Annotated in this window: 23 protein-coding genes; 13 read left to right on the forward strand and 10 right to left on the reverse strand. The window is 57.1% G+C overall.

Going from position 1 to position 26,186, the window contains the following annotated elements; all coding sequences use genetic code 11:
- Positions 1-50 precede the first annotated feature (50 nt).
- Positions 51-500, reverse strand: coding sequence for a peptidoglycan-binding protein LysM (lysM, locus tag ABRP31_RS26470; RefSeq protein ID WP_349971184.1), 450 nt, complete (start codon positions 498-500; stop codon positions 51-53).
- Positions 501-652: 152 nt separating this feature from the next.
- On the opposite strand from lysM, the gene ABRP31_RS26475 reads away from it, so the two are divergent.
- The 3 genes from ABRP31_RS26475 to ABRP31_RS26485 all read left to right on the forward strand — a co-directional run bounded on the left by ABRP31_RS26475 (position 653) and on the right by ABRP31_RS26485 (position 4,807).
- Entirely contained in the window at positions 653-1,540 is an 888-nt protein-coding gene (locus tag ABRP31_RS26475; protein ID WP_349971185.1) for a LysR substrate-binding domain-containing protein, read from the forward strand.
- A 94-nt stretch (positions 1,541-1,634) separates the two neighbouring features.
- On the forward strand, positions 1,635-2,474 hold the full coding sequence (gene fdhD / locus ABRP31_RS26480; protein ID WP_087271853.1) for a formate dehydrogenase accessory sulfurtransferase FdhD: 840 nt from the start codon (positions 1,635-1,637) through the stop codon (positions 2,472-2,474).
- A complete protein-coding gene (locus ABRP31_RS26485; RefSeq protein ID WP_349971186.1) occupies positions 2,471-4,807 on the forward strand; it encodes an FdhF/YdeP family oxidoreductase in 2,337 nt (778 codons plus the stop codon). The genes fdhD and ABRP31_RS26485 overlap by 4 nt, the downstream gene beginning before the upstream one ends.
- A gap of 52 nt (positions 4,808-4,859) precedes the next feature.
- Here ABRP31_RS26485 and ABRP31_RS26490 read toward each other — a convergent pair whose 3' ends face one another.
- Positions 4,860-5,132 carry a hypothetical protein gene (locus ABRP31_RS26490; RefSeq protein WP_349971187.1) on the reverse strand — a complete coding sequence of 91 codons (273 nt, stop codon included), beginning with the start codon at positions 5,130-5,132 and terminating at the stop codon, positions 4,860-4,862.
- 417 nt (positions 5,133-5,549) lie between these two features.
- Between ABRP31_RS26490 and ABRP31_RS26495 the strand changes: the two genes are divergently transcribed.
- A complete protein-coding gene (locus ABRP31_RS26495; protein WP_243243977.1) occupies positions 5,550-6,011 on the forward strand; it encodes a YMGG-like glycine zipper-containing protein in 462 nt (153 codons plus the stop codon).
- A gap of 56 nt (positions 6,012-6,067) precedes the next feature.
- Here the strand turns inward: ABRP31_RS26495 and ABRP31_RS26500 are convergent, their stop codons facing one another.
- Complete coding sequence (locus ABRP31_RS26500; RefSeq protein ID WP_349971188.1) at positions 6,068-6,499, reverse strand: thioesterase family protein; 432 nt, start codon at positions 6,497-6,499, stop codon at positions 6,068-6,070.
- Positions 6,500-6,600: 101 nt separating this feature from the next.
- Positions 6,601-8,538: an ATP-dependent DNA helicase RecQ gene (locus ABRP31_RS26505; protein ID WP_349971189.1), complete on the reverse strand. Its 1,938-nt coding sequence runs from the start codon at positions 8,536-8,538 to the stop codon at positions 6,601-6,603.
- 183 nt (positions 8,539-8,721) lie between these two features.
- Between ABRP31_RS26505 and ABRP31_RS26510 the strand changes: the two genes are divergently transcribed.
- Entirely contained in the window at positions 8,722-9,546 is an 825-nt protein-coding gene (locus ABRP31_RS26510; protein WP_349971190.1) for a hypothetical protein, read from the forward strand.
- 190 nt (positions 9,547-9,736) lie between these two features.
- Positions 9,737-10,867, forward strand: coding sequence for a hypothetical protein (locus ABRP31_RS26515; protein ID WP_349971191.1), 1,131 nt, complete (start codon positions 9,737-9,739; stop codon positions 10,865-10,867).
- A 187-nt stretch (positions 10,868-11,054) separates the two neighbouring features.
- Here the strand turns inward: ABRP31_RS26515 and ABRP31_RS26520 are convergent, their stop codons facing one another.
- Positions 11,055-12,596: a phosphoenolpyruvate carboxykinase gene (locus ABRP31_RS26520; RefSeq protein ID WP_087271874.1), complete on the reverse strand. Its 1,542-nt coding sequence runs from the start codon at positions 12,594-12,596 to the stop codon at positions 11,055-11,057.
- Positions 12,597-12,774: 178 nt separating this feature from the next.
- Positions 12,775-13,668, reverse strand: a complete 894-nt coding sequence (hslO, locus tag ABRP31_RS26525) for an Hsp33 family molecular chaperone HslO (RefSeq protein WP_087271877.1) — start codon at positions 13,666-13,668, stop codon at positions 12,775-12,777.
- A gap of 101 nt (positions 13,669-13,769) precedes the next feature.
- Between hslO and ABRP31_RS26530 the strand changes: the two genes are divergently transcribed.
- On the forward strand, positions 13,770-14,570 hold the full coding sequence (locus tag ABRP31_RS26530; protein ID WP_349971192.1) for a phosphatase PAP2 family protein: 801 nt from the start codon (positions 13,770-13,772) through the stop codon (positions 14,568-14,570).
- A 194-nt stretch (positions 14,571-14,764) separates the two neighbouring features.
- Here the strand turns inward: ABRP31_RS26530 and ABRP31_RS26535 are convergent, their stop codons facing one another.
- Positions 14,765-15,169, reverse strand: coding sequence for an RNA-binding S4 domain-containing protein (locus ABRP31_RS26535; RefSeq protein ID WP_087271883.1), 405 nt, complete (start codon positions 15,167-15,169; stop codon positions 14,765-14,767).
- A gap of 117 nt (positions 15,170-15,286) precedes the next feature.
- Here ABRP31_RS26535 and ABRP31_RS26540 point away from each other — a divergent pair, with 117 nt between their 5' ends.
- The 3 genes from ABRP31_RS26540 to rimK are packed head-to-tail and all read left to right on the forward strand — an operon-like array spanning position 15,287 to position 17,470.
- Positions 15,287-16,069: an EAL domain-containing protein gene (locus ABRP31_RS26540; RefSeq protein WP_087271885.1), complete on the forward strand. Its 783-nt coding sequence runs from the start codon at positions 15,287-15,289 to the stop codon at positions 16,067-16,069.
- A 49-nt stretch (positions 16,070-16,118) separates the two neighbouring features.
- Positions 16,119-16,568 (forward strand): ATP-dependent zinc protease, encoded by a 450-nt coding sequence (locus ABRP31_RS26545; RefSeq protein WP_176470003.1) that lies wholly within the window; start codon positions 16,119-16,121, stop codon positions 16,566-16,568.
- On the forward strand, positions 16,565-17,470 hold the full coding sequence (gene rimK, locus ABRP31_RS26550) for a 30S ribosomal protein S6--L-glutamate ligase (protein ID WP_020293260.1): 906 nt from the start codon (positions 16,565-16,567) through the stop codon (positions 17,468-17,470). Before ABRP31_RS26545 ends, rimK begins: the two co-directional genes overlap by 4 nt.
- Positions 17,471-17,617: 147 nt before the next feature.
- Here rimK and ABRP31_RS26555 read toward each other — a convergent pair whose 3' ends face one another.
- Together ABRP31_RS26555 and ompR are read right to left on the reverse strand one after the other, a co-directional pair.
- Positions 17,618-18,940, reverse strand: coding sequence for an ATP-binding protein (locus tag ABRP31_RS26555; RefSeq protein ID WP_087271888.1), 1,323 nt, complete (start codon positions 18,938-18,940; stop codon positions 17,618-17,620).
- Positions 18,941-19,107: 167 nt separating this feature from the next.
- Positions 19,108-19,848, reverse strand: coding sequence for a two-component system response regulator OmpR (gene ompR / locus ABRP31_RS26560; RefSeq protein ID WP_027902703.1), 741 nt, complete (start codon positions 19,846-19,848; stop codon positions 19,108-19,110).
- 292 nt (positions 19,849-20,140) lie between these two features.
- Between ompR and ABRP31_RS26565 the strand changes: the two genes are divergently transcribed.
- The 3 genes from ABRP31_RS26565 (at position 20,141) to gshA (ending at position 24,638) form a co-directional block, all read left to right on the forward strand.
- Complete coding sequence (locus ABRP31_RS26565; protein WP_087271891.1) at positions 20,141-22,468, forward strand: Tex family protein; 2,328 nt, start codon at positions 20,141-20,143, stop codon at positions 22,466-22,468.
- Positions 22,468-22,851 carry a PaaI family thioesterase gene (locus ABRP31_RS26570; RefSeq protein WP_087271894.1) on the forward strand — a complete coding sequence of 128 codons (384 nt, stop codon included), beginning with the start codon at positions 22,468-22,470 and terminating at the stop codon, positions 22,849-22,851. Before ABRP31_RS26565 ends, ABRP31_RS26570 begins: the two co-directional genes overlap by 1 nt.
- Positions 22,852-23,048: 197 nt before the next feature.
- The gene (gshA, locus tag ABRP31_RS26575) at positions 23,049-24,638 is read left to right on the forward strand and encodes a glutamate--cysteine ligase (protein ID WP_349971193.1); all 1,590 of its coding nucleotides are present in this window, start codon (positions 23,049-23,051) and stop codon (positions 24,636-24,638) included.
- Between the two features lie 137 nt (positions 24,639-24,775).
- On the opposite strand, the gene argA is transcribed toward gshA, so the two are convergent.
- The gene (gene argA, locus ABRP31_RS26580; RefSeq protein ID WP_087271900.1) at positions 24,776-26,080 is read right to left on the reverse strand and encodes an amino-acid N-acetyltransferase; all 1,305 of its coding nucleotides are present in this window, start codon (positions 26,078-26,080) and stop codon (positions 24,776-24,778) included.
- Positions 26,081-26,186: the final 106 nt, after the last annotated feature.

A 26,186-nucleotide genomic window follows, 5' to 3' on the forward strand; every position in this document is an offset into this window, starting at 1 on the left:
GTGTCAGGGAATCCATTCGCAGCCTTCGGCAGCTCCTACAGGGATCTTCGCTAATCCGGAATACGTAACACCTGCCCCGGATAAATCTTGTCCACATCCTTGAGCATCGGTTTGTTGGCCTCAAAGATTTTTTGATATTTATTCGGGTCACCGTAGACCCGTTTGGATATGGCGCTGAGGGTGTCGCCCTTTTCGACGGTAACGAATTTCGCCGGAGTAGCCGTCGCGTTACCAGCAGCGATGGTCATCTGATCGTCGACCGTTTCCACACCCTTGATATTGCCCAGTGTCAGAAGGATTTTTTCCTTCTCTTCCTGGCTGGCGACTTCGCCAGTGACCGTCACCGTACTGCCTTCCACGACGGTCTGAATGTCGGGATTGCCGAGCCCTACTTCTGATATGTGCTTTTTGAGCGCGTCATTCGAGGCGTCGGCATCACCGGGGGTAATTGCATCGAGGATCTTCTCCCCGGCTTCCTTCAAGAAACTGAAACTGATCATTTTGCGGCTCTCCTTGATTGTTATTGTTGTGCCCAACATTCAAGGTTAGTCGTAACAGATCATGGGAAACGGCCGTCCGACCGGCAGCCGACCGCCCATCCGATACGTCTACAGGCTAGAATCGTGCGCTTGCAGTGCCTAACGGAGCGAATATGGACATCAAACAACTCAAATTCCTGATCGCCCTCGATGAAACGAGGCATTTCGGCCAGGCTGCCGCACGTTGCAACATCACTCAGCCGACCCTGTCGATGCGCTTGCGCAATCTGGAAGAAGAGCTTGAGCTGCCACTGGTCGTTCGCGGGCAGCGCTTCGAGGGTTTTACCGCCCCGGGCGAGCGAGTGCTGGCTTGGGCACGCACGGTACTGGCCGCTTATGACGGCTTGCAGGCCGAAGCCGCTGCTTGTCGCGGTCACTTGGTCGGCACCCTACGAATGGGCGTAGTGCCGTTGTCGAGCTTCGACCCACTGCCGTTATTGCGGTTGCTGCACGAAAGCCACCCCAACCTGCGCTTCGAGCTGTCGGCACTCAGTTCCGAGCAGATCCTGGAACAATTGGCGAGCAATCGCATTGATCTGGGCGTTTCCTACATGGAGCATCTGGACAGCGAACGCTTCGACTCCCTGACCTTGGCCGAAACCCGCATGGGTCTGCTGTACGATCATCGCCACTTCAACTTTGGCGAGCGGCCGTTGACCTGGGCAGACCTGATTGAGCTGCCTTTGGGCTTGCTGACCAGCGGTATGCATTTCCGCCAATCCATCGATAACAACTTCCATAGCCGTGGTTTGCAGTTCAATCCGTTGCTGCAAACCGATGCCGTTCATCAGTTATTACAGTCGGTCCATGGCGGCTTCTGCTGCGCGATCATGCCGCTTGAGGGCGAGCTGGAAAACCTGACCGAAGATTTGCGCCTGCAACCCATCGACGACGCCCGCACAATGGCGCGGCTGGGCATGATCATGCGTCGTGGCGCTCCTAGGTCAGTGTTGGCGGAAGCGTGTTTTGCGCTCTATCAGAAACTCACCGAAAAACATTGATCGACGTCATCTATCAGCGCATTGGAACTAGCGATTAGACGATTTTCGACAAGAGGCCTAGTCTTGTGCGATATCACTCTGCCGGTACGTTCCCATGCACGCCAAGCGAACGGTCAGTACGGCGCCCGCAGACCAATCGCCAGCGCCCGCTGCAAGCAAGTCCTACAGCTACTCGAACCTCGACCGCGATGTGTCGGCGCCTGCCGATCTCGCTGAAGAAGTAGCGCTGGCCATCGCCTTTAACGGCATAAGCCAGGCGGTCATGCTGGTCACTCCGACCGATCTTGAAGACTTTGTTGTGGGCTTCAGTCTGGGCAGCGGCATCATTGCCTCACCCGATGAAATCTACGACATCAAACTCAGCGGCTGCGGGTCTGCACAGCAGGCCGAGGTCGAAATCGCCAGCCGCGCCTTTTGGGACCTCAAACAGCAGCGTCGGCAAATGGCCGGCACCAGCGGCTGCGGTTTGTGCGGAGTGGAAGCTGTTGAACAGGCGCTGCCTGAACTGAACGTCTTGCCTGGCGCGCCTTTGCCGCCTATCGAGTGGCTTGAAGGTTTGCGTCAGCGGATCGGTGAATTCCAGCCGCTGGGTCGCCATTGTGGCGCGGTACATGCCGCAGTTTTCATGAATAACCAAGGGCAATTGCTGCTGGGCCGGGAAGATATCGGTCGACACAACGCCCTCGATAAGTTGATCGGCGCCCTGGTGCGCCAGGAAATTCCAATAATCGGCGGCCTTGCCATCGTCACCAGTCGTTGCAGCCTGGAGTTGATCCAGAAAGTCCTGCGCGCCGGTATCCAGACGCTGGTCAGCTTGTCCTCGCCTACCGGCCTGGCCTTGCAATGGGCACGTCGTCATAACCTGAACCTAATTCACCTGCCGCAACACAGTGCGCCGCGGGTTTTTAGTCCCGTGATGGAGAGTCAAGCATGAGCCTGCATAAAGAAGCCGACCAGAAACCAGTCCCGCGTTACAAGCCCTACAAAGGTGCCGCCGGTGGTTGGGGTGCATTGATCAGCGTGACTCATCACTGGCTATCCAGCGACAACGCGCTGAAAAACCTGCGCATGATGCTCAAGACCAACCAGAACGGCGGCTTTGACTGCCCTGGTTGCGCGTGGGGTGATTCGCCGGAAAGCGGCATGGTCAAGTTCTGCGAAAACGGCGCCAAGGCGGTGAACTGGGAAGCGACCAAGCGTCGTGTCGACCCTTCTTTCTTCGCCCGCTACAGCGTCAGCGCACTGCGCGAGCAAAGCGATTACTGGCTGGAATACCAAGGCCGTCTGACCGAGCCAATGGTCTACGACGCCGAAACTGATCGCTACAAGCCGATCAGTTGGGACGACTCTTTTGCGCTGATCGCCAAGCACCTCAAAGCGTTGCCGAACCCGAACATGGCCGAGTTCTACACCTCGGGCCGGGCTAGCAACGAAGCCGCTTATTTGTACCAGCTGTTCGTGCGCGCCTATGGCACCAACAACTTCCCTGACTGCTCGAACATGTGCCATGAGGCCAGCGGCGTTGCATTGTCGCAAAGCGTTGGCGTCGGTAAAGGCACCGTGACCTTCGACGACTTTGAACACGCTGATGCGATTTTCGTTTGGGGCCAGAACCCCGGCACCAACCACCCGCGCATGCTTGAGCCTTTGCGTGAAGCGGTTCAACGCGGCGCTCAGGTAGTGTGCGTCAACCCGCTTAAAGAGCGTGGTCTGGAGCGCTTCCAGCATCCGCAACACCCGATCGAGATGCTCACCAACGGTGACCGTCCAACCAACACCGCCTATTTCCGCCCGGCACTGGGTGGCGACATGGCGTTGTTGCGCGGTATGGCCAAGTTCCTGCTGCAATGGGAGCGCGATGCGCAAGCAGCCAACGAGCCGTCGGTGTTCGACCACGCGTTCCTGAACGAACACACCCATGGCGTGCTCGACTATCTGGCGACTATCGACGACACCCCATGGGACAAGATCGTCGAGCAGTCTGGCCTGACGCTGGTGGATATCGAAAAATCCGCGCGCATGTACCTCAAAGGCAAAAACGTCATCATGTGCTGGGCGATGGGTATTACCCAACACCGCCACTCGGTGGCGACCATTCAGGAAATCGCCAACCTGATGCTGCTGCGCGGCAACATTGGCCGCCCAGGCGCTGGTCTGTGCCCGGTGCGCGGCCACAGTAACGTGCAGGGCGACCGCACCATGGGCATCAACGAGCGTCCACCGGCGTTTTTCCTTGATGCACTGGAGCGTCGCTTCCAGTTCAAAGTCCCGCGTGAAAATGGTCACAACGTGGTTGAAGCCATCCACGCCATGGCCGAAGGTCGCGCCAAAGTCTTCATCGCACTGGGCGGTAACTTCGCCCAAGCTACGCCCGACAGCGCTCGTACCGTTACAGCCCTCAGCAACTGCGACCTGACCGTGCAGATCAGCACCAAACTCAACCGCAGCCACTTGAGCCACGGTAAAGAAGCGTTGATCCTGCCGTGCTTCGGTCGTACTGACATCGACATGCAGGCCAACGGTCCACAAGCAGTGACGGTGGAAGACTCGTTCAGCATGGTTCACGCTTCCAATGGCCAGTTGCAGCCGTCGTCGCGCCATATGCGTTCCGAGCCTGCAATTCTCGCGGGCATCGCCAACGCGACATTGGGTAAGCAACCTGTGGACTGGCTATGGCTGGTGGAAGATTACAACCGCATCCGCGAGCTGATCGCCGACACCGTTCCGGGATTCAAAGATTTCAACCAGCGTCTGGAACACCCGGGCGGCTTCTACCTGGGCAACGCGGCCGGTGCTCGTCGCTGGAATACCGCGACGGAGCGCGCCAACTTCAAACCCAACATGTTGCCGCTTGATCTGGTACACGCCAGCGTGCGCTCCACCGGTCAAGAGCCTGATCTGATCATGCAGTCCATGCGCTCCCACGATCAGTACAACACCACTATTTATGGCCTGGATGACCGTTATCGCGGCGTGAAGGGTCAGCGTGACGTGGTGTTCGTCAACGAAGCCGACATCATCCGCCTGGGCTACCAGCCAGGGCAGAAAGTTGACCTGATTTCGATCTGGGGCGATGGTCGCGAGCGCCGTGTGAAAAACTTCACCTTGCTCGCTTTCGACATCCCGGCTGGCCAGGCTGCCGCTTACTACCCAGAGGTCAACCCACTGGTGCCGCTGGAAAGCGTTGGGGATGGCAGCAGCACGCCAACCTCGAAGTTCGTGGCGATCAAGCTGGAGCGCTCGGCTGAAACTGCCCGGATTGTTTAAGACATAATCTGGTGCGGACCTTGCGCTGACGCGTCTGGTCCGCACTCATGTATTACGTGTGCCCTCCTACCTGCAGCACTTTCACAACGTGAGCCGACTCATCCACGGTGAATGTGGCTCTATCGCTTTGACTCAGCCTGATCTGGAATTGTCCGACTTTCGCGGTGCCGAGTAGTTTGTAATTAGTGTCGCCCGCTAGCTGCGCAGCAAGCTTCGGATGAATCCCTTGATGAACAGCGTTCTGGAATCGGTCCCAAGTAGCCTGAGCCGCCACCCCTAGATTGGAGTTGAAGTTCTTCGCGCTCTTTTCAATAGTCCAGCCCATAGCTCTCTCTTTATCAGATTCATATACAGACCCGCCAAGCGACCTACACCAAGATCGATCGGCGCCGTAGGAAAATTTTAAGAGAATGGCTTGGATATCGATGTCGTTATTGTCGGAAATGGACTACAGAAACAACGTCAAACACGAGAAGAATCTGACTGAGAAGCGTAGGGATTTTTCCCGCGTTGTATGCTGGAGGATCCAGGAAATGCTTTCTCAAGGGCTATAAAAAAGGCCCGTTTCGTGAGAAACGGGCCTTGATCAAGTAAGCTCAGACTGCCAATTAAGACTTAAGTTCCTTAGCAAAAACAGTAACTTAGCTATTTGTGTACCAGTCGTGTTACTCGTCGGATTTGCGTTGCCACAATCTTTTCAGAACCTCAGGATCGGCGCCGTCATCCCTTTGAGGTTCATTGCATGAAGTATTCCTCGATTCTGTTGTTGTCACTCACTCTGGCCAGTGGTCTCGCCTCAGCAGGCGGTACGGTTGAGTCGGGCGTGGGCGGTGCATTGGGTGGGGTACTCGGTTCCGTTGTCGGCCAACAACTGGGCGGCAGCACAGGTGCAGCGATTGGCGCAGGCCTGGGTGGCGCGGGCGGCGCTGCTGTCGGTGCGGACCGTCGCAATCGTACAGAAGCAGCCATTGGCGGCGGTCTGGGCGCTGCGGGCGGTAACGTGATCGGTCGCAGCGTTGGCGGCAACACTGGCAGCCTCGTCGGCGCAGCCGCAGGTGGCGGTGCTGGCGGTGCGCTGGGTAACTACATGGGCAACGAAAGCCGCGCCGACGATCGTGATAACCGTCGCTATCGCGGTGACCGTGGCCCGCGCGGACACGCTCATGGCCACCGCAAAAACAAACACCATTACCGCCATCGTTAATTGACGTGTTTGACCTGAAAAGCACACTGGCCGCCCATGAAGCGGCCAGTGTTGTTTCAGACGACTAAAACCTGCAACGCCTCGCGCAGGATGTCGGGTATGGATACCGGCAGATTCGACGCCCGATCCACAAACACATGAACGAAGCGTCCCGCCGCACAAGCCTCGTCCTCGCCAACCTTGAACACCGCCAGCTCGTATTGCACAGAGCTATTGCCCAGCTTCGCGACCCGCAAACCGACTTCGATCAAGTCAGGGTAGGCAATCGACGCGAAGTAATCGCATGAAGAACTCACCACAAAGCCCACTACCGAACCGTCATGAATATCCAGCCCACCGCGCTCGATCAGGTAGGTATTCACTGTGCTGTCGAAAAAGCTGTAGTAAGTCACGTTGTTCACATGGCCGTAGATATCGTTGTCGTGCCAACGTGTGGTGATGGGCTGGAAGTGTCGGTAGTCGGCCCGTTGCGGGGTTGTGTTGGTCATGGAGTTCTCTTGTCGTAAGTTGGCATCTGTAGGCGCTGCCGAAGGCGGCGAATACTATTTGTCTGACACACCGCGCTCGCAGCCTTCGGCAACTCCTACAACTATTCAGAGTGGATATTACCCCGCACCCAATCCCGCACCGCCGCATAAGGATAATCCTCCAACTGCGCAAAACCAGGTATCCCGCGGGCCTTGAGCTTGGTGAACAACGGCACACTAATGCCGCACAAGAAGCGCGTCAGGCAATCTGCACTTGGGGCATGGTCACGGTAATCCTGATGTTTACGGATGAACTCACCGCACAGTTGCTCGAAGCTCTGTGCCTCCAGCGGTGCCAAGGCCGGAGGCTCCGGTAAACGCGCGACCTGCCCGGCACATACCGAACAATGCCCGCAGCGGCGTGGTGCCTTTTGATCACCGAAATAATCCGCCAGCCGACTGCTTAAACATTGTTCGCTGGCAAACAACTCAAGCATCGCGTGAATACGCTCCACCTCTGAAGTTTCATGCTCGCTGAAGTATTCATGCAGCTCAATGCTAAGCGCTTCGGCATCAAAATCAGTGACCAACAAGCTGTAGACCTCGGTCATCTGCTTGCTTTCCAGCTCAATCCAGCCTTTTTCCTGAAAGTAATCCAGCGCTGTGACGACCCTTGCGCGCTCAGCCTGGTACTGCTGATACATCGCATCGAAATCCACGGTCGCCCAGGTTCTTGCCCGTGCAGAAGTTGTCACCAAAGCTTCTACGAACTGCCGGCGCTCACCTTCGAAACGTTGCACCAGCGCATCCGGCTCAATCAGGAACTTGAAACGGTACTCCGCAAAATACGCATAGCGTGGCGCGATGATCCCGCGCAGCTCCAACTGCACCAACAAGGTTTTCAGCGGCAATTGGCGAACGTTACTCTGGTCCGCCAGCGGCCCGAGTAGAAACTCCCACTGCCCCTGCGGCCCGGCATCGAGTAAATCCTCAAGAACATAACGAATGCCAGACAGTTCCGGCGTGTCGCCATAGACGAAATTTTCCAGGACGTTGAGGCTGTCGCGATTGGCCAACACCAAGCAATCAGACGGCGCGCCATCACGCCCGGCACGGCCGATTTCCTGGCTGTAGTTCTCGATGGATTTGGGCAGATCAAAATGCACCACATTGCGGATGTCGCTCTTGTCGATGCCCATGCCAAACGCAATGGTCGCCACAATGCAGTTGAGCTGCCCGTCCATGAACTGTCTCTGGATAGACTCGCGCTGATCGTGGGGCAACCCGGCGTGATAAGCGCTGGCTGCAATACCGTTCTGCGTCAAGTGCTCGGCGGTGTATTCAGCGGTTTTCTGCAACGTGACATAAACGATAGTCGGTTGATCGAGCTTGGCACCCAGCCATTCCACCAACCGGCGTCGCTTATCCCACCCGGTCACGGGTTCGACCCACAGATTGAGGTTTTCACGATAGAACCCCGTAGTCACTACGTCCTGCGGCTCAATGGCAAACTTCGCCTGCATGTCATCAATAACCTGCGGCGTGGCCGTGGCGGTGAGCAGCAGCGCCTGGGGAATGCGAAATTCGCGCTGGTAATCCGGCAGCTTCAGATAATCGGGCCGAAAGTTGTGGCCCCATTCAGAAATACAGTGGGCCTCGTCCACCACCAACAAGGAAATCGGCACCTGCGAAATGAAGTTTCGAAAACGCTCGTTCTTCAAACGCTCTACGGAAATCATCAGGATTTTCAACTCACCCGAGCGTGCCTGGGCCATGACCTGCGCAACGTCATCGCGGCTTTGCGCCGAATCGATACTGGCTGCCGAAATGCCGTGGCGCTGCAAAAACGCCAACTGGTCTTGAATCAATGCCAGCAACGGCGAGACCACCAGTGTCAGATGCGGAAGCATCAACGCGGGTAGTTGATAACACAACGACTTGCCTGACCCTGTCGGGAAAATAGCCGCCGCAGAGCGCCCCGCCAATACCGCACTGATGGCGGCCTCCTGCCCCGGACGAAACTCTGAATAGCCGAAAACCTGTTCAAGACGCTTGTGCATAAGCTGCCACTCCATTGACCGCAATCAGGTGCAAGACCTTAACGCGGCCAGCTCGGTCAGAAAACAACCAAAGCATTACAAAAATGAGTAAGGATACAGGCAAGGGCTACTAGCAAAAGGCTATTTACCCGGTTTAACCTTTGCGCCATCAAGCATTGCCTCGATCAGGCCAAAGGAACAGGAATGGATGCCGGTAAACAACCCAGTGAAGATGGATTTACCCACATCCAACGCTTGACCCCAGGCAAGGTCGATATCGTGTTAGGGGCTCATCCGGGCAAACGCAGACCTGCACACCGCAGCAAACGCCGAGGCTATTCGCCGCTGTTGATCCTGCTGGCTATAGCAGGATTTGCTGCGTACCTGCTTTTCCCTCGAGCAAAGCCATTGCCGCTGGCATCCAGGCCAACCATCGAGCAGCCCGTAGCAGTAGCGACGGAACCACCGCCGGCCCTGATCGAAACCCCGCCCCAGCCTGCCCCACCCTTGGCAGCCGAGCCTTACCTTGGCCCCAATGTGGTCCGGCGTGAAGTGCCACCCCCAAGTGCCCAGCCGCTGGACGAATGCATGAAGAATGGCAACGTGATCGACGAAAATGTGCTCAATTGCCGTTTTGGCCAGGTACCAAAAGCTACCGAACGCGAACCGGCCAAAGGCATGGTCTCCTCCAGCTACATGGCGAACTTCAAATCAGACCTCGCTCGTACCAACTCCGAACGGGCGACGAGAGCCTTCACTGTTGCCAGCGTCAGTTTCCGCGCTGTGGACAGTCGCAGCCGCTACCACGCGGACTTTCGAGTCTTCAACAACCACATCGACAACAGCAGCGTATGCATGAACTTCAGTAAAGGCAGCGTCGAAAACCGCGAGTGCCGCCGCGCCGCTGTCGTGTTCTTCAAGGAGTCCTGTCAGGAGTGGACCAAACGCGCCGCCAAAGACCGGGACGAGCAAAGCAAACAAACCCAGGAACGCTATTGCGAGGCGAACAGGACGTTTGAGGCGGGATAAGGCATTTAATTTGACGTGTATTTCAACTATGCGCTGCCGAAGGCTACAGACGGATTAATCCTGATACAAAACCATTTGCAGCCTCCAACAGCCCCTGCTGTGGCTTACAACAGCAAGTAACAACATACCCAAGCGAAAGCAAAAATACTTCTCTAGTCTGCTCCGTACTCATAAAACACGGAGGTTTCTCATGAGTGTATTTACGATTTTCTTTTGCGGTACAGGCTCTACCAAATATGACACGTTGAACAAAAACTACTGGAATGGGGAACTGGTTTCGACACTGGCCAACAATATGGCCAATCGAGAGTTCGTCGACTGGGTCGCTATTGATGGCCCTGGCAGTGGCAATTTACAAGCAGATGAATTATTCACCGAACCCAAAGGTTACGGCTGGACCGGCACCGCGTTTGGTAAAGGCTGGTACGAAAATGTGCAACATGCAATAAACCTGATCAAGGGTAAGGCCGACTGGAAACGCACTAAACTCACCGAAGTCGAGTATAAGCGGTTGAAAGCCGCCGGACTGCCCATTCACGACGTGGAGACATCAGGTTCCTGGCTGTGGCGCCACTACGACTACGGTGACCGCAAAATTACGCAGCAAGACCTGCAAGAACAAATCATCAAAACCTTTCGCAAGGCCGGGATCATCCCGACGCAGGTCAACCTGGTAGGTTGGAGCCGCGGTGGTGTCAGTTGCCATATGGTGGCGAACGCCATGGCGGGGGACCCCGATCTACGTAATATCCCAGTCAATATTTTTGCGGTTGACCCGGTTCCGGGCCCTTTGAACTTCCAGCTTGAGAAAGTTGCCCTCGGCAAAAACGTTAAAGAATATGTAGGTTTTTTCGCTCGGGACGAACGCTCTAAAGGCTTTTCGTGTGTTATTCCCCAGACCCATCCCGCGACTCGGGTCAGCATTTTTCCAATGGCTGGCCGTCACGCCACTTTAGTCGGTAATGCCTCGCTCAAAGGCGCCGACGGCCCCGGTTCTTTGACGGAAGCAGGCCAGTTGGTCAGACATTTCGCAGAAGTATGCCTGACCCGTTGGGGTGCTCCACTGAACAAGAAACTGGGCCTGGCACCTGCAAAGGTCAGTGCGCTGCATCAAAGTATTGTCATGCACGAAGCTACCTTTATCGCGATGCGCAAGTTCAGCTATACCGGCCTGACAGAGCAAAACAAAGACGAACGAAATGTGAGCCTCGGCGATAAGGGCACCCACTTTTCGTCAGTGATGGGCAAGGCGTTCACGCCACAACCCGGTTTGGCAGCATCGCTGGCTAAAGGTAATGAAGCGTATAAAGATATTCAGTGATGCATTTAAGCGGCTGGTTTCATATCTGCGTATGCAGGCCTGGCGTCTCGCGAATAAGGGCACTTCTACAGATTCATTGTTCGCCGTCAGACAGTGCACTGCCCTGACCTGAGAGCAGCCGTCGCCCGCTTTCAAACCCACAAAAAAACCGCCCCTAAGGGCGGTTTTTTTGTTCTGCCAGTCCGTATTACAACTGTGGACCCGCAGCCTTGATTGCGTCGCTCACTTCGAACTTCTTGAAGTTCTCGATGAACAGGCCAGCCAGTGCTTTGGCAGCTTCATCGTAGGCAGCTTTGTCAGCCCAGGTGTTACGTGGGTTGAGCAGGCCGGTTTCAACGCCCGGTACGGCCAATGGCACGTCGAGGTTGATGGTGTCGAGGTGCTCGGTTTCTGCGCCGATCAACGCGCCGCTCTGGATCGCTGAAATCACGCCACGAGTGGTCGGGATGTTGAAGCGCTTACCGACGCCGTAGCCGCCGCCAGTCCAGCCGGTGTTAACCAAATAAACCTTGGAACCGAAGCCACGGATGCGCTTGATAAGCAGCTCGGCGTATTCGCCAGCCGGACGCGGGAAGAACGGTGCGCCGAAGCAGGTGGAGAAGGTCGACTTGATGCCGCTACCCGAACCCATTTCAGTAGAACCAACCAGTGCGGTGTAACCCGACAGGAAGTGGTAAGCCGCTTGCTCTTCGCTAAGGATCGACACTGGCGGCAGTACGCCGGTCAGGTCGCAGGTCAGGAAGATCACTGCGTTTGGCTCGCCACCCAGATTCTTCTCGGAACGTTTGGCAACGTGCTCCAACGGGTAAGCAGCGCGGCTGTTCTGAGTCAGGCTGACGTCGGAATAGTCAGCGTGCTTGGCCTCGTCGATCACGACGTTTTCCAGCACAGCGCCGTGCTTGATGGCTTTCCAGATGACCGGCTCGTTCTTCTCAGAGAGGTCGATGCACTTGGCATAGCAACCGCCTTCGATGTTGAACACCACGCCCTCGCCCCAGCCGTGCTCGTCGTCACCGATCAGGTAACGGCTTTCATCGGCGGACAGGGTGGTTTTGCCGGTACCGGACAGACCGAAGAACAGGGTGACGTCACCCTCTTCGCCAATGTTGGCAGCGCAGTGCATTGGCAGCACGTCAGCCGCCGGCAGCAGGAAGTTCTGCACCGAGAACATGGCTTTCTTCATTTCACCGGCGTAACGCATACCAGCGATCAGTACTTTCTTCTGTGCGAAGTTGAGGATCACGCAACCATCGGAGTTGGTGCCGTCACGCTCAGGAACGCATTCAAAGTTGGCAACGTTCAGCACTTGCCACTCTTGACGACCTGCAGGGTTGTACTGAGCAGGGTTGATGAACAGGCAACGACCAAACATGTTCTGCCAGGCAGTCTGGGTGGTCATCTTCACAGCCAGGTAGTGGTCTTCAGCAGCGCCTACATGCACGTGAGAAACAAAATGCTCTTGTGCGTTGTTGAACGCTTCAACGCGATCCCACAATGCGTCGAATTTGTCAGCCGGGAACTTGCGGTTGATCGGGCCCCAGGCAATTGCGTCCTGAGTGCTTGGCTCTTCAACGATGAAACGATCGACCGGCGAACGGCCAGTACGATGGCCTGTTCTCACAACCAGAGCGCCAGTGTCGGAAAGTTCGCCTTCGCCGCGGGCAAGCGCTTGCTTGACCAGGTCGTCGATGCTCAGATCGGTGTACACAGCGTTATTGGTTTGAGTCATGAGGGTCCCCGTCGGCCAGTGGCCGAGTGCTCCAAACGGTTTTGTAGTAAAAAAACAACCACTACTACAGCGGAAAAGTGGGCCGGATTATGCCAGAAACGCCCAAGAATGGTAGGCCTCCCGTCAGAACCGCCCCACCGCTGCCCACAGCCTGTAGTGAGGCGAAATCCGTGCTCGATTAGTGGCGCGTATCAGATGGCGAGTCGACTCCACCCCCAGCGAAGAGCTGAGCGATATCAGTGGCATCGAAAAGATAGCGCTGATTGCAAAACTGGCAGTCGATTTCGACGCTGCCACCATGCTCAATAACCAGTTGCTGCGCATCTTCCAGTCCAAGACTGACCAGCGCATTGGCCGAACGTTCCCGCGAGCAGCTGCAGCGGAAGCATAGCGGCTGAATTTCAAACATTCTTACGGGGTCTTGGTGGAACAGCCGATGCAGTACGGTCTCGTTGTCCAGGCTCAGCAATTCTTCTGCTGTCAGGGTACTGGCCAGTGTCGTGACATGCTCCCAGGTAGCGTCACGTTCCTCAGGATCAGTCTGATGCGCCACTGGCAATTGCTGCAGCAGCAAGCCTCGCGCACGGTGCCCATCAGCCTTGAGCCAGAAGCGCGTGCCGAGCTGTTCAGACATCACGAAGTAGCTTGAAAGGCTGTCAGAAAGGTCAACACCGTCCAGAGCCACAATCCCCTGATAGCGTTTGCCCTGGCGCGGATCAATGGTCATGGCCAGCGAGCCGTCAGGCATCAGCTCCTGCAAGCCGGCACCCGGCGTAATCAGCGATTCATCGTAACGGGCGATCCCGCGCAGCTCACGCTCGCTTGAGCATTCGACCATCAGCAACGGCACAGCACCGCTGGACCGCGCCTGAAGAATCAGCAAACCATCGAATTTAAGCGTGCCGACGAGCAAGGCTGCTGCGGCCAAAAGCTCGCCAAGCAGTTGCGCTACCGGCTCCGGGTAGGGATGTTTGGCCAAGACTTCGGCGTAGCTTCGCTCAAGCGCGACCAGCTCACCGCGAACATCGCTTTCGTCAAAAATGAAGCGCTGGGAGTACTCGATATCAGTCATGGGGAAGGTATCTGAATTGATGACAAATTGATGACAAGCGTCTATAAAGCGCCGTTTAAAGCGCTCCAAGCGCGTCTTGCCATGTAGATAAGGGCCATTTTATGGGCTATCCCACACTCTTCCAAGCGAAGTGGAACATCAGCCGACTCGTGCTGTGCAATTTGATCGCCCTTGGGCTGCTGGGCGCCTGGATGTGGCCAGCCGGCCATGCCCTGTTTACCCAGTTTGATGAGTGGCTGTTTCATGCACTCAATCAGCCTCTTGAACAGAACGCAGTGTGGCGATCCATCTGGACGGTTGGAAGTATGCGGCCTTTCGATGCAGTGGTGGGTCTGATCCTGCTGTGCCTGCTGATCAAAGGTGAGTGGGTATTTAAAGCCACTCAAGTGCGCGCAGCGCTGTTCGGGTTCGTTTCGATTCTGCTTTTGCTGTTGATCATCCGCACACTGTTTTCAAAATGGCTGGATCATTCGAGCCTGCAACACGACAGCCCGTCCATGGTGCTTGAAGGCGCGATTCGCCTGAGCGAAATGTACCCTCACCTGGAAAAGGCCTGGGAACTCAAAGACCGCTCCAGCCAAAGCTTCCCTGGCGATCATGCTTCGGTGCTGTTGATCTGGGCGATGTTCATGACGGTGTTCAGCCGCTCCTTCGTTCAGCGCGTTGTGATCTGGGGACTGGCGCTCCTTTTCATGATGCCGCGCCTGGTTGCGGGCGCTCACTGGGGGCAAGACGACTATATCGGCGGCGTGCTGATCGCTTTACTCGCGCTGGGCTGGGGTTATTACACCCCGTTTGCAGCAGTGATGAGTAATTTCTGGCTGAAGGTTACAGCGCCGATCTTCACGCTGCTTCAGAAGTTGCCGGTGGTGAGCAGAATGAGCGTGGTGCGCGGGGTTTGAACTGATCACTCACCCCCTGTGGGAGCGGTGCTTGACCGCGATAAAGCTGGATGCGATTCAGGATAGATTGCGGTGTTCTTATCGCGGGCAAGCACCGCTCCCACAGGATCTACGCCATTCGCAGGACCGGCGTCTCGTCACTAGAAATACCGCTCTCCTGGCTAAAGCCGGTCCTACGGGTTCGCGAGGTTCATTTATTCGCGCACCGCTCCACGAAAATCGAACAGTTGCCGACGCTGCTTCTTGGTCGGCTTGCCGTCGGTAGTCACACCCAGATTCCCGGCCTTGCGTTGCGCGGCTTCATTTTCACGTTTGGTAATACTCTCGGGCGTCTCGCTGTAAAGCGCTTGGGCCTCCGGCGCGCCGCGGCGGACAATCGACAGGGCCTCAACAACGACCGTACGCTCATCGAAGCCTGTACGAATCTGAAACTGATCACCGATGCGCGGTTCTTTGCCCGGCTTGCAACGCTCGCCACGGCAGTGCACCTTACCGCTTTCAATCGCCGTTTTTGCCAAGGCGCGAGTCTTGTAGAAGCGGGCCGCCCATAGCCATTTATCCAGGCGGACTTTATCGTCTTCCTCTGACTTTTGAGCCATATGAATTCCTCAATCAGGTCGTAGTCAGACTGTACTACGGCACGCACCGCGTGCTGCAAGCGTTTGCGACGATCTGCAACCCTGGCTCTTTCCAACACCCTATTCATGGAACGTGATATGACTGAGTTTCCCCCGTCATTGACCTCACCCGCCAGCGGCTGCGACGGTTGCAGAAACAGCCCCGATCTGGACTTCTCTTTCGCCTTTGCCTATCAGCCTATCGTTGACCTGCGCGACCAGTCGGTTTTTGCGCACGAAGCACTGGTGCGTGGCATCAATGGCGAAGGTGCGTTTTCGGTCTTGAATCAGGTAACTGACAAGAACCGCTATCGCTTCGATCAATTGTGCCGGACCCACGCCATTGCGGGGGCTGCTACGTTGCAGATGCAAGAGCGGCTTTCGATCAACTTTCTGCCCAATGCGGTTTATCGACCTGAGTTGTGCATCCGCAGCACGCTTGAGGCAGCGCGCCGGCATGACTTTCCGCTGGACCGGCTGATCTTTGAGACGATCGAAAGTGAGCACGTCGATAACAATCGCCACCTGACCAATATTCTGCGTGAATACCGCCAATTCGGTTTCATGACGGCCATCGACGATTTCGGCGCTGGATACTCGGGCCTGACCTTACTCGCTGACTTTCAGCCGGACCTGATAAAACTCGACATGCAATTAATCAGAGATATTCACCGCGACCGGCCGCGTCAGGCTATCGTTCGTGGGGTTGTCACAATGTGTGCGGAGTTGGGGGTTACAGTCATTGCCGAAGGCATCGAATGTGCCGAGGAGCGTGACTTTCTCGCGGACTGCGGGATTTACCTGATGCAAGGTTACTGGTTCGCCAGACCTGCATTCAAAGCATTGGCCCAGATCGATTCAGGGGTCTGGCAGAAAGCATAAGAAGTACGGAAATTCATTGAAAACATTTGATCATCTGACAGTCATCGGCCTGCGTGAGTGGGTGGCGCTGCCCGACCTTGGGGTCGCGGGCCTGCGGGCGAAAATCGATACCGGCGCGAGCACCTCAAGCCTGCACGCTACCGAGATCGAACCTTTCGAACGCGATGGCCAAAAGTGGGTCCGTTTCAACGCCCATCTGGGCACAGTGGTCCAGTTGCGCCATCGCCGTTGCGAAGCGCTGTTGGTCGCGATGAAAACCATTAAGAGCTCCAACGGTCACGCGCAGGTCCGCTACGTCATTCGCACCACCCTGGCTTTGGGTGATCGTGTCTGGCCTGTGGAATTCACGCTGGCCTGCCGCAAAGCAATGCGCTATCGCTTGCTGCTCGGCTCCAACGCTTTGATCGATGGCCAGTTGGTCGTCAATCCAGGCATTACTTACGTTCAGGACAAACCGGTTTTCCCGGTCTCGACTACCTCTGCCACAGGTGCTGCATGAAGATCGCTGTGCTTTCGCGTAACCCGCGTTTGTATTCAACCCGTCGTCTGGTCGAAGCTGGTATTGAACGTGGCCATGAGATGGTGGTGATCGACACCCTGCGTGCCTACATGAATATCGCCAGCCACAAGCCGCAGATCCACTATCGCGGCAAACCGCTGGAGGGCTTCGATGCAGTGATCCCGCGCATCGGCGCTTCAGTGACTTTTTACGGCTGCGCGGTATTGCGTCAGTTTGAAATGATGGGCGTTTTCCCGCTCAACGAATCGGTCGCCATCGCTCGTTCGCGGGACAAACTGCGCTCGCTGCAATTGCTCTCGCGGCGCGGGATCGGGTTGCCGGTGACAGGCTTTGCTCACTCACCGGACGATATCCCTGACCTGATCCAGATGGTCAACGGCGCACCGCTGGTGATCAAGGTACTTGAAGGCACACAGGGTATTGGCGTGGTGCTGTGCGAAACGGCCACAGCGGCTGAGTCGGTGATCGAGGCCTTCATGGGCCTCAAGCAGGACATCATGGTGCAGGAGTACATCAAGGAAGCGGGTGGCGCGGATATCCGCTGCTTCGTGGTCGGTGACAAGGTTATTGCGTCGATGAAGCGCCAGGCCAAACCCGGCGAATTCCGCTCCAACCTGCACCGTGGCGGCAGCGCCAGCCTGATCAAGATCACCCCCGAAGAGCGCATGACCGCTATCCGCGCCGCCAAGGTCATGGGCCTGAGCGTCGCCGGTGTCGACATCCTGCGTTCCAATCACGGCCCACTGGTGATGGAGGTCAATTCTTCACCGGGGCTGGAAGGCATCGAAGTAACTACCAGCAAAGACGTGGCCGGGATGATCATTGAGTATCTGGAGAAGAACAGCGGACCGCATATGACGCGGACCAAAGGGAAGGGTTAAACCAGCCCTTGCGATAATCTTGAGCAGTCAATGCTTTTGTGGGAGCCGGGCTTGCCCGCGATAAGACCGGACTCGATTCACTTTAGATCGTGTTCAGCCTTATCGCGGGCAAGCCCAGCTCCCACAGGAAACCGATTGGGTGGCTTTTTAAACCGCCCCTCTCGGCAGCATCAGCCCCAACGGCAAGCGCACACGCGCTTCCAGCCCACCGCCCGAGCGGTTGCGCAATTCAACATTGCCACCGTGCATCGCTGCAATCCGCTTAACGATCGCCAACCCCAGCCCCGTGCCCTTGCCACTTCTGGCACGATCACCACGGATGAACGGATTGAAGATCACTTCAAGCTCCGACGGGTCAATCCCGATTCCACGGTCCAGAACGCTCAGCACCACGTAAGGCGCACTGGTGTCGCCGGACACATAAGCCGCAACCTCAATGCCATTGCCTGCGTGGTGCATGGCATTGCCAATCAGGTTGGTGAGCAATCGCTTCATTGAAACCCGTCGCAACGGGAATGGCGGAATCGGCTCAAGACACAGACGTATCTGCTCTTCAGGATTCTCCGGATTATTGAACGGGGCAACCACATCACGCACCAGTTCACTGAGGTCTACCTCTTCAATCTCTTCATCACGGCCGTCACGAATAAACGCCAGGAACTGATCGAGAATGGCATCCATGTCTTCAATGTCGCGGACCATGCCTTCGGTGAGCTCGTTTTCGCCCTTCATCAACTCCAGTGACAAACGCAAGCGGGTCAATGGTGTTCGCAGGTCATGGGAAACACCCGCGAGCATCAACTCTCGTTCTTGCCCTGCCTGCTCGACGTCCTCGGCCATCTGGTTGAACGCGCGATATACCTCAGTCATTTCACTGGGCGTATCGCTGACCGGCAGACGCACGCTGCGCCCCTGCCCTAATTGCCTGGCGGCGAACACCAAACGCTTGAGAGGCTGATTGAGTTGCCGGACGAAGATCCACGCCGAGGCGGTGGATAACAAACCAATTGCCAGGAACCAGCCCAGCACGCTCCAGATTTTCTGGCCGCGCAGCGGGTGCGGATACAACGGCACTTTCAACCAGCCATCGCCCAGACTCGGAGCCCGAACCCACAACGCAGGTGGCGCATGCACGCGCAAGCGCACTTCAGTGTCCGCACCCAGCTCGGCCTGCATCTGGCGCTGATAGATTTCGCTGTAGGGCCAATGCTGCTCACCTTCCGGAACGCCGCCGCCCACTACACGGATCAGGCCTGCCGCATCGGCAATCGCCTCCCGGTCATTCTCGTTGGCCGCCCAATAGGCGCGCAGGGTTAGCGCGACACCGTGGCTGTATTGCCTGTCGACGAGCACGTCCTCGTTCATCAGCAGATAAACCAGGGTCAGCGCCTTGGAGAACAGCACGACGATGAGCACCAGCCACAGGGTGCGGGAGAAGAAGCTTTGCGGGAACCAGAGCGGGGTTTTCATAGTTGCAGCTATACACTTTGCAGGAGCGAGCCAGGCTCGCAGGTTTGCTAAACGCGAACGACAACCCGACGCCAGATCAGCGAAAACCAAAACGTCGATAGCCCTGTTCGGGGCTATCGACGTGACTGGCAATCACCACAGCGGGCTGTGCTCCTAAAAGCGCTCGATTATCGTGTACCCGCACCGTCCGGAACGAATACATAACCAACACCCCAGACCGTTTGAATGTAGCGCGGCTTGGAAGGATCCGGCTCGATCAGGCGACGCAGACGGGAAATCTGTACGTCGATTGAGCGCTCCAGCGCATCCCATTCACGGCCACGAGCCAGGTTCATCAGTTTGTCGCGGGTCAGCGGCTCGCGCGCATGCATCACCAGCGCCTTGAGTACCGCAAACTCGCCTGTGGTGAGCATGTGTACTTCATCGCCACGCTTGAGTTCGCGAGTGGCCAGGGACAACTCGTAATCACCAAAGGTGACTGACTCGTCTTCACTGCCTGGTGCGCCCGGTACCGGAGCGGCCTGACGGCGCAATACAGCTTTGACTCGCGCCATCAGCTCATCAGGATTGAATGGCTTGGCCAGGTAATCGTCAGCGCCCAGTTCGAGGCCTTTGATGCGGCTCAGCTCATCGCCCTTGGCGGTCAGCATGATGATCGGCACTTGATTGTTAGCGGCCCGCAGACGACGGCAGGCTGACAGCCCGTCTTCGCCCGGCAGCATCAGGTCAAGCACGACAAGATTGAAAACTTCGCGGGCCAGCAAGCGATCCATTTGCTCAACGTTGGCCACAGCACGGGCACGATAACCCTTGCTGGTGAAAAAACGTTCTAACAGGCTGCTCAAACCCGGATCGTCATCAACAATAAGGATTTTTTCGCCTTCGGCAGTTTGTGCAGTGCTGCTCATTCAGATGCTCCTTTGATCTCGGGGCGCATTATGGCGTAGCTGCTGTGATACGCACCGTGTGCATTGTTAGCAGATTTTACCGGGGCTGCCACTCAAGCCTTGCTTCTCCTGAGCAAAAACAGCGCTTTTGTCGGCTCATCCCCTAATCGGGCTGTGCTGGGTATAATGCGCCGCCCTCAAAGTCAGGCAACGCCTGAACATGGCCGTTCGACAGTATTCTTGCGAAAGTAGGTCTGCGCAGCTCGCGACCACTTTGTAATCAGGTATTTTGCTCACAACTCCAGGTGGTCTCATGGACAGCATCAACAGCCGCATCGCCGAAGAACTTGGCGTACGCCCACAACAGGTCGCAGCGGCCGTCGCCCTACTGGATGAAGGCTCTACCGTGCCTTTCATTTCCCGTTACCGCAAAGAAGTGACCGGCAGCCTCGATGACACGCAACTGCGTCATCTTGAAGAGCGGCTGCGCTACCTGCGCGAACTCGACGAGCGCCGCATCAGCATCCTTGCCAGCATCGAAGAGCAAGGCAAGCTGACTCCGGAGCTGGCCCGTGATATCAAGCTGGCCGATACCAAGACCCGCCTCGAAGATTTGTACCTGCCTTATAAGCAAAAACGCCGCACCAAAGGCCAGATCGCGCTGGAAGCAGGCCTTGGCGAGTTGGCAGACGGTCTGTTCAACGACCCTGCTTTGAGTCCGGAAGCCGAAGCTGCACGTTTTGTGGACGCCGAAAAAGGCGTTGCCGACGTGAAGGCTGCGCTGGAAGGCGCGAAGTACATCCTCATGGAGCGCTTCGCCGAAGACGCCACCCTGCTGGACAAGCTGCGCAGCTTCCTCAAACAGGAAGCCGTGATCAGTGCTCGCGTAGTGCCCGGCAAAGAAGAAGAAGGCGCCAAGTTCCGCGATTACTTCGAACACGACGAGCCACTGAAAAGCATGCCGTCGCACCGCGCCCTGGCTATTTTCCGTGGTCGCAACGAAGGCTTCCTCAGCTCGGCGCTGAAAGTCGGTGAAGAACTGCCCGGCACCCTGCATCCATGCGAGCTGATGATCGGCGAGCGTTTTGGTCTGCAAAACCAGAACCGTCCGGCTGACAAGTGGCTGGCCGAAGTCGTGCGCTGGACCTGGAAGGTCAAGCTTTACAGCCACCTGGAAACCGACTTGCTAGGCGAACTGCGCGATGGCGCGGAAACCGAAGCGATCAACGTGTTCGCCCATAACCTGCATGACCTGCTGCTGGCCGCACCGGCTGGCCCGCGCGCCACGCTGGGCCTGGACCCGGGCCTGCGCACCGGTTGCAAGGTCGCCGTGGTCGATTCCACCGGCAAGCTGCTGGATTACGCCACGGTTTACCCGCACGTTCCGAAAAACCAGTGGGATCAAACCATCGCTGTGCTGGCTGCGCTCTGCGCCAAGCACGCTGTTGATCTGATCGCCATCGGCAACGGCACCGCCAGCCGCGAAACCGACAAGCTGGCCGCCGAACTGATCAAAAAATACCCAGGTCTGAAAATGACCAAGGTTATGGTCTCCGAAGCGGGCGCATCGGTTTACTCCGCCTCGGAACTGGCCGCCAAGGAATTCCCGGATCTGGACGTGTCGATCCGTGGCGCGGTTTCTATCGCCCGTCGCCTGCAAGACCCGCTGGCTGAGCTGGTGAAGATTGACCCGAAATCCATCGGTGTCGGTCAGTACCAGCACGACGTGTCGCAGCTGAAATTGGCGCGCGGTCTGGACGCTGTGGTGGAAGACTGCGTAAACGCCGTGGGCGTGGATGTGAACACTGCATCGGTGGCCCTGCTGGCACGGATTTCCGGCCTCAACACCACACTGGCGCAGAATATCGTGGCGCACCGCGATGAAAACGGCGCATTCAAATCTCGTGCAGCGCTGAAAAAAGTCCCGCGCCTGGGCGAAAAAACCTTCGAACAGGCTGCAGGCTTCCTGCGCGTCATGAACGGCGATAACCCGCTGGACTCGTCGGCTGTTCACCCGGAAGCCTATCCGCTGGTGAAGCGTATCGCGTCCGAAACAGACCGGGATATCCGTTCGCTGATCGGCGACGCCAGCTTCCTCAAGCGCCTGGACCCGAAAAAATACACTGACGAGACCTTCGGTCTGCCAACCGTCACTGACATTCTGCAAGAGCTTGAGAAGCCGGGCCGCGACCCGCGTCCAGAGTTCAAGACTGCCGAGTTCCAGGAAGGCGTCGAAGACCTCAAGGACCTGGTACCAGGCATGATGCTTGAAGGTGTTGTGACCAACGTCACCAACTTCGGCGCTTTCGTCGATATCGGCGTGCATCAGGACGGTCTGGTGCATATCTCGGCGCTGTCCGAGAAGTTCATCAAGGACCCGCGTGAAGCGGTCAAAGCCGGTGACGTGGTCAAGGTCAAAGTCATGGAAGTCGACATCCCGCGCAAGCGCGTTGGCCTGTCGATGCGCATGAGCGACACACCGGGCGAGAAAATCGACGGTGCTCGTGGTTCACGCCCAGGCTCTGCCCCGCGCCAGCAGCAGAGCAGCGTCCCACGCAAGGAAACCGCAACAGCAGCAGCCCCGGCCAATAACGCCATGGCTTCGCTGTTCGCCAACGCCAAACAGTTGAAGAAGCGCTGATGGACGTTCCGGCAGGCTTTACGGAAAGCCCGTACTTCCGGGCCATAGGCTGCCAGTTACGCCGTTTGGACGTGGGCGTTGCCGAAGTGGCCTTGCCGCTGGAAGACCACCTGCGCAATCGCGGAAATATGATGCACGGCGGGGCGATTTTCAGCCTCGTCGACATCGCCATGGGGCTGGCTTGTTCCAGCTCCCACGGTTTCGATCAGCGCAGCGTGACCATCGAATGCAAAATCAATTACATGCGTGGAGTTTCTGAAGGCGAAGTGCTGTGCATCGCCAAAGTGCTGCACGCGGGCCGTCGCACGCTGGTGGTTGAAGCTGAAGTGCTTCAGGGCGAGAAACTTGTCGCCAAAGCACAAGGCACGTTCGCTGTCGTCTAGTACAGACAGGCCAAATTGAGGTAATTTCGGCGCTATTGAATAAGCGTCGGAATTTTCCATGCGCGCTGTGGCCAGAAAGAGCTATCGATAATGGCGTCGCAGAACCAAACCAGGCGACATCGCCAGTTAATCCTCACCCTTGTACACCGTCACATCCACCCCCATATTGGGGCGACTGACGCGTGAAGGAATCCAACTTGAGCGAACTTCTCAACCGCCGCCTGGCTTTGCTTAGCGAGCGCACTAACCTCTCCCTGCTGGAGCAGTGCCTGCACGGTATTGAGCGCGAATGCCTGCGTGTAACCGGCGATGCCCAACTGGCGCAGACGCCGCATCCGCAAGCCTTGGGCGCGGCTTTGACCCATGGCCAGATCACCACAGACTATTCAGAATCGTTACTGGAGTTCATCACTCCGGCGCTGGCCAACCCGGTCGAAACACTGGACAGCCTGGATAAAATCCATCGTTTTGCTTACACCAAGTTGGGTAACGAGCTCCTCTGGAGCCCGTCGATGCCGTGTCCGCTGCCGGATGAAAAAGATATTCCGATTGCCTATTACGGCACGTCGAATATCGGCAAGCTCAAGTACGTCTACCGCAAAGGCCTGGCCCTGCGTTATGGCAAAACCATGCAATGCATTGCGGGTATCCATTACAACTTCTCGCTGCCGGAAAGCGTCTGGCCGCTGCTCAAGCAAACCGAAAGTTTCGAAGGCGATGCTCGCGACTACCAATCGCATGCTTACATCGGCCTGATCCGAAACTTCCGGCGCTACAGCTGGCTGCTGATGTACCTGTTCGGCGCTTCACCAGCGCTGGATGCAGGCTTCTTGCGCGGCCGTGCCCATAAGCTTGAACAGTTCGACGCTGACACGCTGTATTTGCCTTATGCGACCAGCCTGCGCATGAGCGACCTTGGCTATCAGAGCAACGCTCAAGCGGACCTGACGCCTTGCTACAACGATCTGATCAGCTACACCGACAGCCTGCGCAAAGCAGTGGCAACGCCGTATGCGCCGTATGTCGAAGTGGGCACACATAATGCCGAAGGTGAGTGGGTTCAGCTCAACACCAATGTCTTGCAGATCGAGAACGAGTACTACTCCAACATTCGCCCCAAGCGAGTGACCTACTCGGGCGAGCGTCCGATCCAGGCGCTGATGGCCCGAGGCGTACAGTACGTTGAGGTTCGCTGCCTGGACATCAACCCGTTCCTGCCAACCGGCATCGACTTGCAGCAAGCCCGTTTCGTCGACGCCTTCGTGCTGTACTGCGCCCTGCAGGAAAGCCCGCAACTGGCCAATAACGAATGCCGTAACGCTGCGTCGAACTTCCTGACCGTGGTCAAGGAAGGACGTCGCCCAGGCCTGGAGCTCAACCGCAACGACGGCACCATCGACCTGAAAGCATGGGCCACCGAGCTGTTGGAGAAGATCAAGCCCATCGCGCAATTGCTGGATCAGGCGCAAGGCACTGACGAGCACATCAAATCCATCACGGCGCAGCAAGCCAAGGTCGATGACGCGTCGCTGACCCCATCGGCGAAAGTGCTGACGAGCATGAAGCAGCACAACGAGGGGTTTACCGCATTCTCGCTGCGTCAAAGCCGTGCGCACGCTGAATACTTCCGCAGCAACCCGTTGAGCGCCGAAGAGCAGGCGCACTTCGAAGAGCTGGCCACCACCTCGATTGCCGAACAGGCAGAGCTGGAGCAAACCGAAGAACCGGTGGATTTCGACACCTTCGTCGGCGCGTATCAGGCGAGTATTTTGCGGATTAGTAACTGAGCCGGAAGCACGATTATCTGTAGGAGCTCACGAGCAACGCGAGGCAGCGGTAGCGGTTTACCTGAAACACCCCTATCACTGCCTCGCGTTGCTCGTGAGCTCCTACAAAATCGGTGTTTGCCGCAACGATCCGGCTTTTACAACGCCTTCTCGAAAATCTTCGAATTACGCTGAAAGTTATAGAGCGATGCACGGGCAGCAGGCAGGCGATCAACGCTGCTTGGCTCAAAGCCACGCTCGCGGAACCAGTGCGCCGTGCGCGTGGTAAGCACAAACAGGGTTTTCAAACCTTGTTCGCGAGCACGGGTTTCGATGCGCTCAAGCAACTCGTCACCACGGCCGCCATGGCGGTACTCAGGGTTGACCGCCAGGCAGGCCAACTCTCCGGCTTGCGAATCCACAATCGGATACAACGCCGCACAGGCGATGATCAAACCTTCGCGCTCGACCACGCTGAACTGCTCGATCTCACGTTCCAGCACTTCACGTGAACGACGCACCAGAATGCCCTGCTCTTCCAGCGGCGTAATCAGATCCATCAAGCCGCCGACGTCTTCAATGGCTGCTTCGCGCACCAGCTCGAATTGCTCCTGCGCCACCAGCGTACCGCCACCGTCGCGGGTAAACAGCTCGGTGAGCAGCGCGCCGTCTTCGGCGTAGCTGACGATATGGCTACGGCCCACACCGCCTCGGCATGCCTCAGCAGCAGCATCCAGCAATTCCGCCTGATAGTTGTAGTTGCTGCCCAGACGCAGGATATGCGCGGGTACTTGCTGTGGACGCAGCTCACGCACCAGCCTGCCCTGCTCGTCCATCAAGCCGCGCTCCTCGCCGAACAGCAGCAACTTGTCGGCACCCAGATCGATAGCGGTTCGGGTAGCGACGTCTTCGCAGGCAATGTTGAAAATTTCACCAGTTGGCGAGTAACCGATTGGCGACAACAGCACGATGTGGCGCTCGTCCAGCAGGCGATTGATACCCTTGCGGTCGATCCGGCGCACTTCACCGGTGTGCTGGTAGTCCACGCCTTCAAGCACGCCGATGGGCCGTGCAGTGACGAGGTTGCCGCTGGTGACCCGCAGGCGCGAGCCCTGCATCGGCGAGGCGGCCATGTCCATGGACAGACGCGCTTCGATGTCGAGACGCAAATGACCGACCGCGTCGATGACGCAGTCCAGCGTTGCGGCGTCAGTCACGCGCAAGTTGCGGTGATATTGCGGCGTCAGACCGCGAGCAGCCAGGCGGCTTTCGATCTGCGGACGCGAGCCATGAACCAGCACCAGACGCACGCCGAGGCTGTGAAGCAGCACCAGGTCGTGGACGATATTGCCGAAGTTCGGGTGTTCAACGCCATCGCCGGGCAGCATGACGACAAAGGTACGTTCCCGGTGAGCGTTGATATAAGGCGAAGCGTGGCGAAGCCAATTGACGTATTCGTGCATAACCTGAAGAGCCTGCTGATAAAAGGACGAAAGACAGAAACACTCACAACCGTGTGGTGGTTATCGTCGGAACAAGCATGGCTGCACGCGCACTCTCCTTATTTTT

Origin of the sequence: Pseudomonas caspiana, from assembly GCF_040224095.2 — a bacterium.
Classification (GTDB): domain Bacteria; phylum Pseudomonadota; class Gammaproteobacteria; order Pseudomonadales; family Pseudomonadaceae; genus Aquipseudomonas; species Aquipseudomonas caspiana.